A 15,880-nucleotide genomic window follows, 5' to 3' on the forward strand; every position below is an offset into this window, starting at 1 on the left:
GCGCCCGAGTACGTCCAGTACACGGGCGCTCCTCCGCCTTGCCGGGCACGGCACCGGACGCCGCGGGCTCGGCCGACAAGATCCGAAAGAGACGGTCTGCTGCCGTGACGCCGACGCGGCCGGGCGATCCGCACCGCTGTGGTGCCCTCAGCAGGTTGCCGACGGTACTCGACCACTCACACATTCATGTATCGATCACCGAAGCTGCCGGCGGACCAAGCCGTGGAAGAGGCCCGTCGTGTCGGCGAGCAGTTCGGCGGGCGGGCCCTGCTGAACGATCCGGCCGTCCGACATCACGATCACGCGGTCGGCGTCCATGACCGTGGACAGCCGGTGGGCGATCACGAGGCGGGTGGCCCGCAGGGCGCGGGTGGACTCGATGACCACACGCTGGGCTTCGTTGTCCAGCGCGCTGGTGGCCTCGTCGAGGAACAGGACGCGCGGCTTGCGGATGAGGGCCTGGGCGATCATCAGCCTCTGGCGCTGCCCGCCCGAGACGGTCCCGCCGCCGTCGGACAGGATGGTGTGCATGCCCATCGGCATGGCCTTGATGTCCTGCGCCAAGCCCGCCATCGCGGCCGCCTCCCACGCCTCCTCCAGCGAGAACGTTCCGGCGCCGCGGATGCAGTCGAGGATCGAGCCGGTCAAGGGCTGGGCGTTCTGCAGCACGACGCCGCACTGGCGGCGTACGGCCGCCCGGTCGAGCGCCGCCAGGTCCTGGCCGTCGTAGAGCACACTGCCCGAGACGGGCCTGTCGAAGCCGATGAGCAGCCGCAGCAGTGTCGACTTGCCGCAGCCGCTGGCCCCGACGATCGCGACGAACTCGCCCGGGCCGATCCGCAGGCTGATGTCGTCGAGTACGAGCGGGCTGTCGCCGGCGTAGCGGTACGACAGGTTCTTGGCCTCGACGGCACCGGTCAGCTCTCCCGGTCGGGTACTGGCGCGGTCCACCTCGGGGATCTCCCGCAGGAGCGGCCGGATCTGCTCGAACATCGGCAGTACCGCGGCGGCCGAGATGAGCGCGCCGGTCACCTGGGTGACCGACGACAGCAGCATCGTCAGCGCGGTGCTGAAGGTGAGGAACTCACCGGCGGACATCGCGCCGCGGGCCGGGCCGGCCAGCAGCACGAACATCACCAGCGTGCACAGCGGCAGGTAGACGGAGCCCAGGACCGTGAGGACGTTCTGGGTCCGGCCGATCCGCTGCTGCAGGTCGCGGGTACGGGCGAACTCCCGGGCCCAGGCCGCGTACGCGAAGCTCTCAGCCGCGGCGACGCGCAGCTTGGGCAGTCCCCGCAGGGTCTGGAAGGCCTGGTTGCCGAGCCGGAGGCCGAGCGTGTTCAGCCGGCGCTCGTACCGCAACTGCCACAGCCCCAGGCCCAGGAAGATCCCCGCGATGACGACCAGCATGGCCAGCGCCGTCAGTGCGAGCGGCACGCTGTGGACGAGCAGCAGTACGAAGCTCACCACCCCGACCGCGCCCGCCTGTACGCAGACCGGGCCGATGCCGGACAGCACGCGGCGGATGGCGCTGATGCCCATCGCCGCGCCGGCCAGTTCGCCGGTGGAGCGACCGGCGAAGAACGTCGCGGGCAGCCGCAGCAGCCGGTCCCACACGGCCGGTTGCAAGGTCGCCTCGATACGACCCTCCATGCGCAGGAGGGAGGTGTTCTGCAACAGCATGAAGACGGCCGAGACCACGGCGGTCGCGACCAGCGCCACCCCGGTCCGCACGATGAGGCCGGTCTCGCCCTGCGGGACGTACCGGCCGAGGACCTGGCCGGTGGCGACCGGCACCAGGGCGCCCAGGACCACCCCGACCAGCCCGCCCAGCAGCAGACTGCGCAGCTCGGGGAAGGTGCCCCGCACGCTGAAGCGGAGCAGTGCGGGCAGACCCACCCTCCCGTCGGGCAGGGGGCGGTACAGCATGACGGCGCGCGATGCGAAGGTGGCTTCGTTGCTCCTCCGGACACGCTCGCGCCTGCCGGTGGCGGGGTCGACCGCCTCGTAGCCGCCACGCCGCCACAGCAGGGCGACCGGCGTGCCGTCCTTCCCGCGCCGGCCGACCAACGGCCCGCTGTTCTCCCGCCACCAGCGCCCGCCGAGACCGACCGCGCGGGTGCGGATCCGCGAGGCGAGCGCGATGCGTTCGACAGGGTCCAGCTGCTCGGCGGTGCTGCCCGCCCGAGTCGGCGCGGCCAGGGTGATGCCGGCCGCGCCGGCGACGAGGCGGCACGCGGCGAGGGTCGCGTCGACGTCCGCGCCCCGGTGGGAATCGCGGCCGCCTGAGCGGACGATGGATGCCAGCAGTGTCCGGTCCGCCTGGGTACGGGCTGCCCGCCCCGCCTCGATCCCGGCCGCCGTACGGTCCTCGTGCGCGCGCTCCAGCTCTTCGATCCAGCCGTCCAGGGCGTACAGCAGCCGGTACTGCTGGTCGACCATGCCCTGCCACATCGCCGCGTCGACGAGGAGGGTGCCCACCGCCTCCGCTTCGTACACGGCGCCGTACTGCACACTGCCGGAGGTGATCCGCATCCACAGGATGTCGTCGTCGGCTCCGCCGTTCCCGGCGGTGGCGGTGCCGTCCAGCGGTGCCTCGTAGAGCACGCGCAGACCGCGGCCGATGCCCCGTGCGAAGGCGTCCTCCAGCGGGCTCGGCCGTCCCTCGGCGGCCGCGCCGTACTGCCCCTCGCCGGTGTGCCACGGTCCGCCGTGGAACCCGGCTCCGGACTCCGGGTACTCGGTGCGGAACAGCTCACGCAGTTCGACGCGGCGCAGCCGGCACCCCGGCAGGGGGCGCCCCACCAGGGTGTGGTCGGGGCCCTCGGCCGGACCGAGCAGCAGCGTGCCCGGCTCCAGCCGGCCCAGGAAGTGCCAGTGCCCCGACTGCGCGGCGTCCACGGCGAACAGGTCCAGCTCGCCCTCGACGACCAGCCACAGGACGAGCGGGCCTTCCAGGGAGAGGCTGCCCACCCCCGCGCAGTCGACGGGCGTACCCAGCGCCCCCATCGCCGCGACGACCGGGTCCGGCGCCCCGCCCCACGGGCCCGCGGCGGTGGCGGTGGCCTGGTGCGCGTACGTCACCTCAGTGCTCCTTGACCAGTGCGGCGTACGGGCCCCGCGCGGCGACCAGACGATCGTGCGGTCCGCGCTCCACGACCGTGCCCCGGTCGAGCACGACGATCTCGTCACTGTCGCGCACCGTGCTCAGCCGGTGGGCGATGACCACACAGGCGCAGCCGCGGCGGCGCAGGTTGTCGATGATGATCTGCTCGGTCACCGCGTCCAGGGCGCTCGTCACTTCGTCGAGCACCATGACGCTGGGGCGGCGCACCAGTGCCCGCGCGATCTCCAGACGCTGCCGCTGACCGCCGGAGAAGTTGCGGCCGTCCTGCTCGACGCGGCTGTGGATGCCGCCGGGTCGGCGGGCCACCACCTCGTGCACGGCGGCGTCCTGGAGGGCGGCGACGACGGCCTCGTCCGTGATGGAGGGATCCCACAGCGTGACGTTGTCGCGGACGGTCCCTTCGAAGAGGAAGACGTCCTGGTCGACGAAGGAGACGGAAGCGGCCAGCGCGCCGCGCGGGATGTCCTCCAGCCGCATCCCGTCGATGCGGATGGCCCCGGCCCACGGGGCGTGGAGGCCGGAGACCAGACGGGAGACGGTGGACTTGCCGCTGCCGGAGCCCCCGACGAGCGCGACCTGCTGTCCCGGTCCGACCGTGAGCGAGAAGTCCCGGAGCAGCGGGGCGTCCAGCGGGTTGTAGCCGAAGGTGATGCGGTCCAGCTCCACATGGCCCTTGAGGCGTCGGGTGGAGGCCGCCGGCTCGCGCCGGGAGTAGACCCGGTCGACCGGGAAGTTCTCGACGTCGTCCAGGCGGGCGACGTCGGCCGCGAAGTCCTGGATCCTGCCGGCGACGCCGCCCAGCCGGGAGATCGGGGCGGTGAAACTGGTCACGAGAGCCTGGAAGGCGACGAGCAGGCCCACGGTGAGATGTCCCTCCACCGCCCGCAGGCCGCCGATCGTCAGGATCAGCGCGCTGTTGAACGCCGCGAGCGTCGGCGCGACGATCGCCAGCCACGCGCTGGGCACGCCGAGCCGCTGCTGCACGTCGAGGGTGACCGCGTGCTGTCCGGCCCAGCGGCGGAAGAACCCGTTCTCGCCGCCTGTCGCCTTCATCGTCTCGATGAGCTGGAGACCGCTGTACGCGGTGTTGGTCAGCCGGGCGCTCTCGGCGCGCAGCTTCTGGGTACCGGTGGCTCGCACCCGGATGGCGATCCGCAGGGCGACGACGTTGAGCAGCGCCACGGCCACCCCGACCAGGGTGAGCTGCGGATCGTACGTCCACAGCAGCACCGCGTAGAGCACGACCACCACGGCGTCCACGCCGGCGGCGGACAGGTCCCGGGCGAGGGTCTCGGCGACCGCGTCGTTGGACTGCAGACGCTGGACCAGATCGGCCGGATTGCGCTGGGAGTAGAAGGTGACCGGAAGTCTCAGCAGGTGCCGGAAGAAGCGGGCACTGCTCAGGGTCGAGGAGATGATGCGCCCGCGCAGCAGGTTGGCCTGCAGCAGCGCGGTGAGGATCGCCGTGAGGACGAGGGTGACGGCCATAGCGGCGAACAGCACCCCCAGCAGGGACGTCTGCTCGCCGATGAGGAACATGTCGATGTACGTACGGCTCAGGGCCGGCACCGCCACGCCGACGGCGACCAGGAGGAGGCTGGCGACCACGGCGGCGGCCATGGTGCCCGAAGTGCCCCGCAGACGGGCCGGCACGGCCCCCAGGACGCCCGGCCTGCGGCCACCACGGCGGAATCCGTCGCCGGGCTCGAAGGTCAGGACGACTCCGGTGAAGCTGGTGTCGAACTCGTCCATGGGGACGAACCGGCGGCCCTTGGCGGGGTCGTTGACGTACACGCCCCTGCGGCCGAGCCGCCGGGCCGTGCCCTCGTAGACGACGTAGTGGTTGAACTCCCAGAAGAGGACGGCCGGGGCGCTCACTTCGGCGAGCGCGGCCAGGTCCATCTGCATGCCCTTGGCCGTCAGCCCGTACCCCCGGGCGGCCTTGAGGAGATTGCCGGCGCGGGAGCCGTCGCGGGAGACGCCGCACGCGATGCGCAGTTCTTCGAGCGGGACGAAGCGGCCGTGGTGGCCGAGCACCATGGCCAGGGCGGCGGCGCCGCACTCCACCGCCTCCATCTGCAGCACGGTGGGCGTGCGTACGGGACGGGGGGTCCGGCCCCTGGGTGCGGGTGCGGGCGAGGGTCTGCGGCGGGAGCCGTCCTTCGGCCGGGGGCTGTGGCGCCGGCGCCCGGCGGGAGGCAGCTGCGGCGCGGTCACGGCAGCAGCCAGTCGACAGGACGCTGCGCGGCGAGGTGGACGGCTCCGGTGACCGGCGTCCTCGAATCGACGGTGTACGGGGGCCCCTCCGCGGAGGACCACCGGTAGCCGGACGGGGTGGAGGAGGAGCGTTCGAGCCGTACGACCACGGCCACGGGGCTGCCGTGGCGGGAGAATTGTTCGGCGAGCCCGCTGTCGCCGAGGAAGCCGCCGATCTGCGCCCTCGTCAGGGGTGCGCGGCCGACCTCCGTGACGCGCCCGCGCAGCATGCCGAACCGCTGCTGCGGGACGGACTGGACGGTCAGGTCGACCAGGGCCCCCGCGGCGATCGCCGAGCGGCTGCCGCCGGGCACGTACAGCACGGCCACGAGCGGGTCCTCCGGATCCTTCACACGTTCCACGGTGGCCACGTCCGAACCCATGGCGATGACCGAACCCACCTTGGCCACCAGTGTCGTCAGCCGGCCGCCGGTCACCACGTGCACGGGCCGTTCACCCTGCTCCGTACGGACGTTGAGCACGGGCGTACCGGCGGCGAGCAACTGGCCCTCCTCGGCGAGGACTCCCGTCACCTGTCCCGCGACCGGCGTCTGCAGCACGTAACTGCCCTCGGCCCGGGTGAGGATGCCGGTTGCGCTCACCTTGGACGACACGGTGCCGGTGCATGCCCAGTAGGTCGCGGCTGCCATGACGGCGACCGTGACGGCCAGGACGAGTCGACCCTGCGGGCGCGCAAAGCGAACGGGCAGGTCGAATTCCTCGGGCGATTGCAGCCTGGAAAGTGCCTTTTGGCGAAACTGCACGGACTGTTCCTTCAACTGCGTACGTAACGTCGGGCACGCACACGGACGGCCGCGAACCCCGGAGCCGTGGGGGACACTCCGGGGTTCACGGGTATTTCCCGATCAGAGACCTGCGCGACCGGCGCTCACCGAAACACCGGTGATGTCCGTGACGAGGCCGGGGACGTGGGAGACGATGCCCGTCGCGGCCTGGACGGTCTGGAGGGAGCCCACGACGCCCACGACATTGCTGACATCGCTGGTCACGGCGCCGGCCAGGCCACCGGACACGCTGATGATGCCGCCGGATACGGCGTCCAGCTCGGTGTCGTCGATCTCACGGGTCTCGATGTCGTTACGCATGGCGCGCACCTTTCATTGGGGGGAGGAATTCATCGCTGTGCGGTCGGCGACGTGAAATTCGGTCGCCGTTCCTGACTGCTGCGATGCGCAGATGAAAGCATGCGAACGGGCCCGCCATCCAATCCCACTGACTTACCGTCACCGGCGGAGGGCCACCTCTGTCGACGGACGTGCAGCTTGATTCACCGAATGGTGGCGGCTTCTTCACAGAATCGAGTAACAGATATGACCGACGCGCTGCTTACATGGAGCGAAACGGAATAAATCGATACCAAAGCGGCAGGACATGTCCGGCGTATCGTTGCGTGGGGGAGATCGGCTGTCGGGTTCGCGGACGCGATGTGCAGGTTTCCGGAGGACGCGCGGGGTGATGGTCCCGTCACGCCAGGTGCGCGCGGGGCCGGAGCTACAGGAGCAGGCCGTCCACGAGTCCGGTCAGAGCCGCAGCCAGCGCGGCGAGGCCGGGTCCGGCGGGGCCGCCCGGCTCGGACATGTAAGTGTTCCTGCGGATCTCGACCATCAGGGCACCGACCCGCGCGTCCCTGCCGTAGTGCCGCAGCGGTACGTACGTGCCCGCGAAGGGGCTGTCGAGCCCGGTGCCGCCAAAGCCCGCGAAGGCCTTCTCCGCCGCGGTGAGAAGGGCGGCCGGGGTGTGGAACGGGTCCGTGCCCAGGCAGATCGGCGGCCGCGGGCCGGCGCTGTGCAGTTCGTAGGGGAGGGGTTCCGTGGGGTACGAGTGCACGTCGATGATCACGGCGCGGCCGACGGCTTCCAGCCGGTCCTCCACGGCCCGCGTCATCGCTTCCGCGTAGGGGTGGAAGTAGCGGTCGACAAGGGGCCGGCCGTCGAAGCCGTCCGCCCGCAGGCGCTCCCGGTGGGTGGTGCGCGTGTACACCGCTCCCATGCCCACCGCCAGCATCTCCTCGCGCTCGTCGGGGAAGCGTTCGGGGTCGACGACGAGACGGGACAGCCCGTTGACGAACCGCCACGGCGTGAGGGCGCATCCGGCGGCGGCCGCCGCGGCGATGTCCGCGGTGTGCGAGTCGGTGATGTGGTCCAGTTCCCGTTCGAGCGCCGCGTCGTCCAGCACGATCCCGTCGCGTACGGACTCGGGCACGGCGCGCGAGGAGTGCGGTACGTGCAGGATCACCGGTGACGCGGCGGCGCCGGGAAGGAACTGGAAGGACTCGACGACGTGGTTCATGGGGGTTCCTCGGTGAGAGGGCCGCGCGCGGGGCGGAACGCCCGCGAAAGCCTGACGGCCCCCACGGTTACCGCATGCCGGACGCCGGTTCCAGGGACTTCTTGAGGTTGCGCAGGGTGGCGGCGATGTTCCTGCGCTGGAAATCGGCGAAGGTGTGTCCCCCTGTGGCGACCCGGTCGAAGGCGTGAGCCACGAAGTCCGGCCACGAGCGGCGGTCGTCCGTCCACGTCTCGGTCACCCGGGTGCCCTCCGCAACCGGCTCGAAGCGGTACTCCCAGGTGGCGATGGGGCCGGACACCCGCGGGCGCCGGACCCCGATGGCGTGCACCCGGAAGCGGAACAGCCGGTCCTGCTCAAGCGCCGTCACCGTGCACCGGGTGGTCCACCGGAAGGCCCCGCGTCTGTTGCGCCCGTCGAACACCGTCCCGACGCGCGTCTGCCCGGCTCCTCCGTGCACGGTGGCGCCGAGGTTCTCCGGGCTCCAGTCACCCATCCGGGCAGGATCGGACAGGTGCCGGTAGACGTCGGCGGGACTGACGTGGACGACGATGCTGTCGGACACGGTCAACGTACGAGGCATGGCTCTCCCTCCAGGCGCGACCGACGCTACCGTCCCGGCGCACCCGTGACTACCCATCGGTAACTCCCCGGCCGAGGACGGGCGGCTACTGCCAGTCGTCGTAGGGCGGCGGAGCCATCTCGTCCAGGTCGAACGGCGGCTCCTCCTCGGCGTCCGGCGCCGCCGGGCGGTGCTCCCGCCGAGCCGCCGGTAGCGCCGGGGCGTCGGGCACGGCGGAGGCGTCGGGTGCGTCGGAGGCGTCGGCCGGGGCCGCCGCCCCGCACTCCGCCAGCGTGGCGAGCACCCCCTCGGCGTACTTGGCGAGCTTGGCCTCGCCGACGCCCCCGATGCCGCCCAGCTCCTCCGTCGTGGCGGGCAGCCGCGTCGCGATCTCCCGCAGAGTCGCGTCGTGGAAGACGACGTACGCCGGTACGCCCTGCTCCCGCGCCGTCTCGGCCCGCCAGGCACGCAGGGCCAGGAAGACCGGTTCCGCCGCGGCCGGCAGGTCGACGGGCACGCGCGCGCCCTTGCCCGAGCGCGAGCCGGACTCCTTGCGGGCGGGACCTGCTGGCGCCTTCTCCTTCCGCATCGAGACGCTGCGGCGTCCCCCCAGCACCTCGCCGCTGTCCTCCGTCAGCACCAGCGTCCCGTAATCGCCCTCCACCGCCAGCAGCCGCTGCGCCAGCAGCTGGCGTACCACCCCCCGCCACTCCGCGGTGCCGAGGTCCGCCCCGATGCCGAACACCGAGAGCCCGTCGTGGTCGAACTGGATGACCTTGGCCGTCTTCTTGCCCTGGAGGATGTCGATGATCTGGCCGGCGCCGAACTTCTGCCGCCGTTCCTTCGCCAGCCGCCACACGGTCGACAGCAGCTTCTGCGAGGCGACCGTCGCGTCCCAGGACTCGGCCGGCGTCAGACACGTGTCGCAGTTGCCGCACGGCGTGCCCGCCTGCCCGAAGTACGCCAGCAGCCGCACCCGGCGGCAGTCGACCGTCTCGCACAGCGCGAGCATGGCGTCCAGGTGCATGCCCAGCGAGCGGCGATGCGTCTCGTCGCCGTCAGAACCCTCGATGAGCTTGCGCTGCTGCACCACGTCCTGCAGCCCGTACGCCAGCCACGCCGTGGCCGGCTCGCCGTCGCGACCGGCCCTGCCCGTCTCCTGGTAGTAGCCCTCGACCGATTTCGGGAGGTCGAGATGTGCCACGAAGCGCACATCAGGCTTGTCGATGCCCATGCCGAAGGCGATCGTGGCCACCACCACGACTCCGTCCTCCCGCAGGAACCGCGCCTGGTTCGCCGCGCGCGTCCGGGCGTCCATGCCGGCGTGATACGCCACCGCGTCGATGCCCTGCTCCACCAGGAAGGCCGCGGTCTTCTCCACCGAGGCCCGCGAGAGGCAGTAGACGACTCCGGCATCACCGGCGTGCTCGCCGCGGATCAGCTCCAGCACCTGCTTGAGCGGGTTGTTCTTCGCGGCGATCCGGTACTGGATGTTCGGCCGGTCGAAGCTGGCGACGAAGTGCCGGGCCTCTTCCAGGCCGAGCCGCGCCACGATCTCGGCGTGGGTGGCCTCGGTTGCCGTCGCGGTCAGCGCGATCCGCGGCACCTTCGGCCAGCGCTCGTGCAGCATGGACAGCGCGAGGTAGTCGGGCCGGAAGTCGTGACCCCACTGGGCGACACAGTGCGCCTCGTCGATCGCGAAGACGGACACCGTGCCCCGGTCGAGCAGCCGCTGGGCGCTATCGGTGCGCAGCCGCTCGGGAGCCAGGTACAGCAGGTCCAGCTCGCCGGCGAGGAAAGCCTGCTCGACGGTCTGCCGCTCGTACGGATCCTGCGTCGAGTTGAGGAATCCGGCCCGCACCCCGAGGGCGGTCAGCGCGTTCACCTGGTCCTGCATCAGCGCGATGAGCGGCGAGATCACGATGCCCGTGCCTTCTCTGACCAGCGCCGGGATCTGGTAGCAGAGCGACTTGCCGCCGCCGGTCGGCATCAGCACGAGGGCGTCACCGCCGCCGACGACCTGCTCGATGATCTCCTGCTGCTCGCCGCGGAAGGAGCTGTACCCGAACACGCGATGCAGTACCTGCAGAGCGTCGGAGGTCTCGGTGGAAGCGTCGGGAAGTGCCATCCACGAAGCCTATCGACACCCACCGACACCCGGCGCCGCCGAGTAGCATCCCGGGATGGCCAAGACGATCAAGACGCTGACCCCGGAAGCCGGGCGGACCGACGCCGCGGGCCTGCGCGAGCACGAGGCGGACGCCCTCGTGATGTGCGCCGCCGACGCGAGGCAGCCCTGGTGGCGACGGGAGGCCTGCGTGGAGGCGCCGGCGGCGAAAGCCCCCCTGACGCTGATCTCGAACGGCCTGCAGGGTTTCCCGGCCCGCGGCCACCTGTACCAGTTGCAGCAACCGGTGAAACTGGTCCCGGAGGAGAACCCGGACCAGGTGGCGGCGAAGCTGCCCTCGTTCGCGTCCGAGCGGGGAGGCAACGCGATGCCCGCAGAGGGGTCTGTCATCGAAGCGTCCTGAAGGCGGCCAGAGGTCACGACACCGCGCCAGGCACCACCTCAAGGTGCTGCCGGGCGCATTCGCGTCCGGGGGCGTTAGCTGGAGATACCGGGGGCTTCGACGGCGGCCGCCCATGATCCGCCGGCCCTGCGGGGATATGGAGGACCGACGATGTCCAGCACCGTCAAGGACATGCTCGCCACCTACCCGGCCGACCTCGGCGACATCGACCAGGCCAAGCTCACCCGCTGCATTGAGGAATGCGTCGCCTGCGCCCAGGCATGTACGGCGTGCGCGGACGCCTGCCTGTCCGAGGGCATGGTGGGCGACCTGGCCAAGTGCATCCGCACCGATATGGACTGCGCCGATATCTGCACCGCCACCGCCGCGGTCCTCTCCCGCCACACCGGCTACGACGCCAACATCACCCGCGCGATACTCCAGGCGTGCGCCATGGTGTGCAAGGCGTGCGGGGACGAATGCGGGCAGCACGCGGAGCTGCACGCGCACTGCCGCATCTGCGCCGAAGCTTGCCACGCCTGCGAGACGGCGTGCAACGAACTCCTGGGCGCCCTCGGCTGACGGCTGGGGCAGGGCCCGGAGACTCTGACGACACGACCTCAGGGGCGTCCTGGGCGCGGTCTGCCAGGGTGGGATGCGTCCTGGCCGGCCGGCCGCGGTGTGCCCAGACTCGGTCGGGCGGAGTCATCCGCTTCGAACGAGGAGTGGGGCAGGGATGAGGAACGAAGCCAAGGTCGTGGCCATCACCGGAGCCAGCAGCGGGATCGGGGAGGCGACCGCCCGGCGGCTCGCTGCCGATGGTCACCGGTTGTTCCTGGGCGCGCGGCGCACCGAGCGGCTCGACGCGCTCAGCCGGGAGATCAACGGGGCAGGCGGTACCGCGGCGTTCCAGCGGCTGGACGTCACCGACGCCGCCGACGTACGGGCCTTCGTGGCCGCCGCCCGCGACCGTTACGGCCGGATGGACGTGATGGTCAACAACGCCGGGGTGATGCCGCTCTCGCCGCTGGACGCCCTCGAGGTCGACGAGTGGGACCGGACGATCGACGTGAACGTGCGGGGCGTGCTGCACGGGATCGCCGCCGCCCTGCCCGTGATGCGCGCCCAGGGCGGCGGGCACTTCGTGAACGTCGCCTCCGTCGGCGCGTACGAGGTGTCGCCCACCGCGGCCGTCTACTGCGCCACCAAATACGCCGTCCGCGCCATCTCGGAAGGGCTGCGCCAGGAGTCGGACGGCTCCGTCCGGGTCACTCTGGTCTCTCCGGGCGTGACCGAGTCCGAGCTGGCCGAAGGGATCACGGATCCCGCCGCGCGGGAGGCCATGAAGGAGTATCGCGCCGTGGCGCTGCCGGCGTCGGCCATCGCCGGGGCGATCGCCTATGCGGTCGCCCAGCCGGCCGGGGTCGACGTCAACGAGATCGTCGTACGCCCCGCCGCGAGCGCGCGGTGAGCGCCGGGCGGTACGAGGAACTGCTGCGCCGACTGCGGATTCTGGAGGACAAGGAAGCGCTGCGGCGGCTCATGATCCGCGGCTGGCGGGCGCTTGACCGCAAGGACTGGCGGGCCTGGATCGAGACCCAGGAGCGCGGCCGGCCGGGGACAGTCCGGGGGCTCGCGCGGTGTGTCTGCGCGGCCGGTGCGGTGGAGTCCCCTTCAATGGCGCCACATGACCTTCTCCGCACTGCAACCGCACCAGCCGTCGGCGCGCGCCGCGGCCCCGTACACCCGCCGGTCGGTCCTCGCGGGAGCCTTCGCCCTGGCCACCGCCGCGGCACTGCCGCTCGCCGCGGCCGGGCGGGCGTACTCCGCCGCCCCGGACATCATCGGCTGCGCCGCCTGGGGTGCGCGGGCCGCGTCCGAACCCGTCGTCGTCCTGGCCAACCGCCCGGAGCGGATCATCGTCCACCACACGGCGACGGCGAACGTGACGGACTACTCGAAGCAGCGCGCCTTCGCCCTCGCCCGCGCGATCCAGACGTACCACATGGACGCGCAGGGCTGGATCGATACGGGTCAGCACTTCACCGTCAGCCGCGGGGCCTTCGTGCTGGAGGGCCGCCACAACAGCCTGGCGGAGCTGCGCACCGGCTCCCGGCAGGTGCGGGCGGCGCACTGCGTCGGCCAGAACACGGTGTCCATCGGCATCGAGAACGAGGGTACGTACACCTCGCAGGCCCCGCGGGCGGCACAGTACGCGGCCCTGGCCGACCTGTGCGCCCACATCTGCGACCAGTACGGTCTCCCCGCGTCGGAGATCTACGGCCACCGCGACTTCAACGCCACCTCCTGCCCCGGCGACCGCCTCTACGCCCAGCTTCCGACCCTGCGCAAGGACGTCGCCGCCCGTCTGGGCACGCCTGCGCCGGAGCCGGGGAAGGCCGCCGATCCCCTCGAGGACCTGGTCCGCCAGCTCACCGGCCGGCTGGCCTCGTCGTACGCGGAATACCTCCCGGCGGGTCTCCTGCCCTGACGGTCCGCCGCCTCCTCCTGGTCTCGCGAAGGGCTACAGCCGCCAGTACGTACCGGCCCGGGCGTCGACGTGCACCACGTGCCGGCCGACGCGCACCACGTGGTGGTCCGGGCCGGACCAGGAGCCGCAGGCGCCGTCGGTGGGTGACAGCGGGGTCCAGACCTCTAGGAAGGTACTGCCGTCCGGGTTGGTGCCCCGCTCGACGAGGTTCGCACCGTCCCACCGGAAGGTGCCGGCGTCTTCGCCGGGCTCGCCCGTGAGGTGGTGGAAGTGCACCCGGGAGCCGTCGAAGGACGTCGTTCCGGCGAAGCCCCGGCTGTCGGCGTAGAACGACCCGGCTTGCAGCCACACCACTTCGCGGTCCTCGACGAGGGGTCCGCCGTTGCGGCTGATGCCGCGCCGCAGCCAGGCGCCGCGCTCGGGCACGGGGACCCCGGCGCCGTCCGGGACGTGCCCGGTGTGCCCGGGCTCAGGCGCGGTCATCGGCGACGGGCTCGTCCACGGCGAGCAGCGTCAGGGGTACGTTGCCGCGCACGGCCTGCGAGTACGGGCAGACCGCGTCCGCCCGGTGCAGCAGCGGCTGGAGGTCTGCCGCCCGCCACCCGGGCAGGCTGACGGTGAGCGTCACCGCGAGGCCGTAGCCCGCGGGCGTGTCCGTGGTCCCGAGCTGGACCTCGCAGGCCACGCGGGCGGTGGAGGCGTCCGCCCCGAACTCGGCGGCGACCTCCGCGAGCGCGGAGGTGAAGCAGGCGGCGAAACCGGCCGCGAACAGCTGCTCGGGATTGGTGGTGCCGGACACCTTCTTGCGCGGCGGCGCGAGGCGGACGTCCAGGCGTCCGTCGTCCGTACGGACGGATCCGGTACGTCCCCCCGCGGCGTGTGCGGTCGTCCGGTACAGGCTGCGGGTGAGTGGCACGGTCATGGATTTCGGCCCATCTTGCTCGACGAGGACGCTGCCCGGGTGCGGACAGCGGACGGCACTGCTCCCGCAGTACCTCGCGCGTCGTCGTGCGTAACCGGGTACGGCGCATCTCGTCCGGGGCCTTGGACCGGCCGCCGGACAATCTAGCAACGCGGACCGTGATCCGGGGCGCCCCCGCGGTGAACTTCCTCACCCGTGGCCGTGGCCGTGACCACGGCCACGGCCCTCCCGGGAGGATTTCGCCGTGGCCCGGGTCCTCACGCAGGGCCCGCCCCGCCGCCGGCCTGACGGCGGTCTGTACGGCCGCAGTCGCTCCGGGGTCAGGGCGCGTGGTGCTGGACGCCCCGCTGCCCGGGTACCCGGGTGGACCGGGGAGCGCCCGAGCGCCGGTGCTCGGCCCGCTGTCGGCGGCCCGGGAAGGGGTTGCGTCGCACGGCGGCACGGGGAGCCGCGATCAGAAGGCCGACAAGTGCGAGGACCGCGACGAGGATGAGCACGGTAACGAGGTTCATGGTCCTGCCTTTAGCCGAGTGGTGACTGCCTGTCACACATCTTGTTACCGAATCGCGGGCAATTAAACACAGAGGGTGATCGACGGCCTGTCGTCGAGGGCCGCACCGGCGGTGCCGGCAACATCGGTCGTGTGCGGGGGCATTGGCGTGCGGGGACGACGGCCCCCTGCCGCCGATGGGGAACCCTTACGTCCGCTCGGCGCACCTCCCACGGCCCCGGACCGATCGCCCGTCCGCGCGGCCCCGCAGCAAGTGCCACGCCTCCAGAGGACTTTGCCGGCCCGGCGCCGGTGGCGAACCGGGCCTCCGAGCCGTTGGGACCGGCCGGAGCAAGGAGAGCGCCGGCCGAGAACTCCCCCCGAGGCGAGGCGAGGCGACCACCGCCGGACGTGTCCGCGGGTCGCCGGGCTCACGTGGCCGGGGTGACGCGTACGGTCTCCACCCAGGGCGGGGGTGCGGGCGGGGTGTCCCCGACCAGCGCGGCGATCAGCCGGCAGGACGTTGTCTCCTGCGGCCACGGCGTGTACCCGTCGGTCAGCACGACCACGACGTTCGGCCGGTCGGCCAGGGCCAGGGCCGCGTCGATGCCGACCCGCATGTCCGTGCCACCGCCACCGGCCAGGGTCACCTCGCCGGCACTGCGCACCCGGGTCACGGCGTGCACGTCGGCGTCGCACGCGAGGACGGCGACCCGGTTGCCGCCGACGCCCACCTCCCGCAGGACGCCGGTGACTTCGGCGAGGGCGGCCGCGAGGTCGTCCGTACCCATCGATCCCGAGGTGTCGATGACGATGGCCACCCGCGGCAGCGGCCTGCGCAGACTGGGCAGCACCACCCGGCCCCCGAGCGCGGGCGTACGGCGCGAGGGGCGGCGGTACGTGTAGTCCACCGCACCGGCCGCCCAGGCGGCCGCCTCGCGGACCGCACCCGCGAGAGCCTGGCGCCAGTCGACGGAAGGCTCCAGGAGTTCCTCGGCCCACCGGGCCCAGCCGTCGGGGACCCGGCCCCGGGTGCGGCGGTGGGCCCGTACGGCCTCGGCGGTCTGCCGGCGCAGAGCCTCCGCCTCCACCGGGCCGACCCGGGCGGGGCCGCCGTCCTCGCCCAGCTCCCAGGGCGTGGGGGAGCCGTGCGCACCGGAGCCGCAGTCCGGCCCGTGGGGCGTCGGGGGAATCGCCGGCAGGTAGCTCTCGAAC

The 15,880-nt window shown here is 72.2% G+C and carries 15 protein-coding genes and 1 riboswitch; of the genes, 4 read left to right on the plus strand and 11 right to left on the minus strand.

Going from position 1 to position 15,880, the window contains the following annotated elements:
* Positions 1–195: 195 nt before the first annotated feature.
* From ACWGIU_RS09855 to recQ, 7 genes are all read right to left on the minus strand, one after another.
* Positions 196–3,009, minus strand: coding sequence for an NHLP bacteriocin export ABC transporter permease/ATPase subunit (locus tag ACWGIU_RS09855; RefSeq protein WP_453704142.1), 2,814 nt, complete (start codon positions 3,007–3,009; stop codon positions 196–198).
* 76 nt (positions 3,010–3,085) lie between these two features.
* Positions 3,086–5,344, minus strand: coding sequence for an NHLP family bacteriocin export ABC transporter peptidase/permease/ATPase subunit (locus tag ACWGIU_RS09860; protein WP_453704114.1), 2,259 nt, complete (start codon positions 5,342–5,344; stop codon positions 3,086–3,088).
* Positions 5,341–6,147, minus strand: coding sequence for a hypothetical protein (locus ACWGIU_RS09865; protein WP_453704116.1), 807 nt, complete (start codon positions 6,145–6,147; stop codon positions 5,341–5,343). Before ACWGIU_RS09865 ends, ACWGIU_RS09860 begins: the two co-directional genes overlap by 4 nt.
* Before the next feature lie 102 nt (positions 6,148–6,249).
* Positions 6,250–6,489 (minus strand): hypothetical protein, encoded by a 240-nt coding sequence (locus ACWGIU_RS09870; protein ID WP_453704118.1) that lies wholly within the window; start codon positions 6,487–6,489, stop codon positions 6,250–6,252.
* Between the two features lie 406 nt (positions 6,490–6,895).
* On the minus strand, positions 6,896–7,693 hold the full coding sequence (locus ACWGIU_RS09875; protein ID WP_453704120.1) for an N-formylglutamate amidohydrolase: 798 nt from the start codon (positions 7,691–7,693) through the stop codon (positions 6,896–6,898).
* Positions 7,694–7,760: 67 nt separating this feature from the next.
* Complete coding sequence (locus ACWGIU_RS09880; protein ID WP_453704122.1) at positions 7,761–8,273, minus strand: SRPBCC family protein; 513 nt, start codon at positions 8,271–8,273, stop codon at positions 7,761–7,763.
* An 85-nt stretch (positions 8,274–8,358) separates the two neighbouring features.
* On the minus strand, positions 8,359–10,380 hold the full coding sequence (gene recQ, locus ACWGIU_RS09885) for a DNA helicase RecQ (protein WP_453704124.1): 2,022 nt from the start codon (positions 10,378–10,380) through the stop codon (positions 8,359–8,361).
* 55 nt (positions 10,381–10,435) lie between these two features.
* Here recQ and ACWGIU_RS09890 point away from each other — a divergent pair, with 55 nt between their 5' ends.
* The 4 genes from ACWGIU_RS09890 to ACWGIU_RS09905 all read left to right on the plus strand — a co-directional run bounded on the left by ACWGIU_RS09890 (position 10,436) and on the right by ACWGIU_RS09905 (position 13,253).
* Positions 10,436–10,783, plus strand: a complete 348-nt coding sequence (locus tag ACWGIU_RS09890) for a hypothetical protein (protein ID WP_453704126.1) — start codon at positions 10,436–10,438, stop codon at positions 10,781–10,783.
* A gap of 150 nt (positions 10,784–10,933) precedes the next feature.
* Entirely contained in the window at positions 10,934–11,344 is a 411-nt protein-coding gene (locus ACWGIU_RS09895) for a four-helix bundle copper-binding protein (RefSeq protein WP_453704128.1), read from the plus strand.
* 154 nt (positions 11,345–11,498) lie between these two features.
* Positions 11,499–12,233, plus strand: a complete 735-nt coding sequence (locus ACWGIU_RS09900) for an SDR family oxidoreductase (RefSeq protein ID WP_453704130.1) — start codon at positions 11,499–11,501, stop codon at positions 12,231–12,233.
* A 216-nt stretch (positions 12,234–12,449) separates the two neighbouring features.
* Positions 12,450–13,253 carry a peptidoglycan recognition protein family protein gene (locus ACWGIU_RS09905; protein WP_453704132.1) on the plus strand — a complete coding sequence of 268 codons (804 nt, stop codon included), beginning with the start codon at positions 12,450–12,452 and terminating at the stop codon, positions 13,251–13,253.
* Positions 13,254–13,286: 33 nt separating this feature from the next.
* On the opposite strand, the gene ACWGIU_RS09910 is transcribed toward ACWGIU_RS09905, so the two are convergent.
* The 4 genes from ACWGIU_RS09910 to ACWGIU_RS09925 all read right to left on the minus strand — a co-directional run.
* Positions 13,287–13,736 carry a hypothetical protein gene (locus ACWGIU_RS09910; protein WP_453704134.1) on the minus strand — a complete coding sequence of 150 codons (450 nt, stop codon included), beginning with the start codon at positions 13,734–13,736 and terminating at the stop codon, positions 13,287–13,289.
* Positions 13,723–14,175 carry an Ohr family peroxiredoxin gene (locus tag ACWGIU_RS09915; RefSeq protein ID WP_453704136.1) on the minus strand — a complete coding sequence of 151 codons (453 nt, stop codon included), beginning with the start codon at positions 14,173–14,175 and terminating at the stop codon, positions 13,723–13,725. Before ACWGIU_RS09915 ends, ACWGIU_RS09910 begins: the two co-directional genes overlap by 14 nt.
* A gap of 75 nt (positions 14,176–14,250) precedes the next feature.
* A riboswitch (guanidine-III (ykkC-III) riboswitch) is annotated at positions 14,251–14,313 on the minus strand.
* Positions 14,314–14,495: 182 nt separating this feature from the next.
* Positions 14,496–14,687, minus strand: coding sequence for a hypothetical protein (locus ACWGIU_RS09920; RefSeq protein ID WP_453704138.1), 192 nt, complete (start codon positions 14,685–14,687; stop codon positions 14,496–14,498).
* 409 nt (positions 14,688–15,096) lie between these two features.
* Positions 15,097–15,880: vWA domain-containing protein (locus ACWGIU_RS09925; RefSeq protein ID WP_453704140.1), on the minus strand; the 784-nt coding region annotated here is incomplete at its 5' end.

The sequence above is a fragment of the Streptomyces sp. NPDC054840 genome (genome assembly GCF_053611065.1).

Excerpts from the sequence above, each read along its gene's own strand:
- ACWGIU_RS09855 (WP_453704142.1), bottom strand. The coding sequence starts at position 3,009 with ATGGGGGCGCTGGGTACGCCCGTCGACTGCGCGGGGGTGGGCAGCCTC.
- ACWGIU_RS09870 (WP_453704118.1), bottom strand. The coding sequence starts at position 6,489 with ATGCGTAACGACATCGAGACCCGTGAGATCGACGACACCGAGCTGGAC.
- ACWGIU_RS09875 (WP_453704120.1), bottom strand. The coding sequence starts at position 7,693 with ATGAACCACGTCGTCGAGTCCTTCCAGTTCCTTCCCGGCGCCGCCGCG.
- ACWGIU_RS09880 (WP_453704122.1), bottom strand. The coding sequence starts at position 8,273 with ATGCCTCGTACGTTGACCGTGTCCGACAGCATCGTCGTCCACGTCAGT.
- recQ (WP_453704124.1), bottom strand. The coding sequence starts at position 10,380 with ATGGCACTTCCCGACGCTTCCACCGAGACCTCCGACGCTCTGCAGGTA.
- ACWGIU_RS09890 (WP_453704126.1), top strand. The coding sequence starts at position 10,436 with ATGGCCAAGACGATCAAGACGCTGACCCCGGAAGCCGGGCGGACCGAC.
- ACWGIU_RS09895 (WP_453704128.1), top strand. The coding sequence starts at position 10,934 with ATGTCCAGCACCGTCAAGGACATGCTCGCCACCTACCCGGCCGACCTC.
- ACWGIU_RS09900 (WP_453704130.1), top strand. The coding sequence starts at position 11,499 with ATGAGGAACGAAGCCAAGGTCGTGGCCATCACCGGAGCCAGCAGCGGG.
- ACWGIU_RS09905 (WP_453704132.1), top strand. The coding sequence starts at position 12,450 with ATGACCTTCTCCGCACTGCAACCGCACCAGCCGTCGGCGCGCGCCGCG.
- ACWGIU_RS09910 (WP_453704134.1), bottom strand. The coding sequence starts at position 13,736 with ATGACCGCGCCTGAGCCCGGGCACACCGGGCACGTCCCGGACGGCGCC.
- ACWGIU_RS09915 (WP_453704136.1), bottom strand. The coding sequence starts at position 14,175 with ATGACCGTGCCACTCACCCGCAGCCTGTACCGGACGACCGCACACGCC.
- ACWGIU_RS09920 (WP_453704138.1), bottom strand. The coding sequence starts at position 14,687 with ATGAACCTCGTTACCGTGCTCATCCTCGTCGCGGTCCTCGCACTTGTC.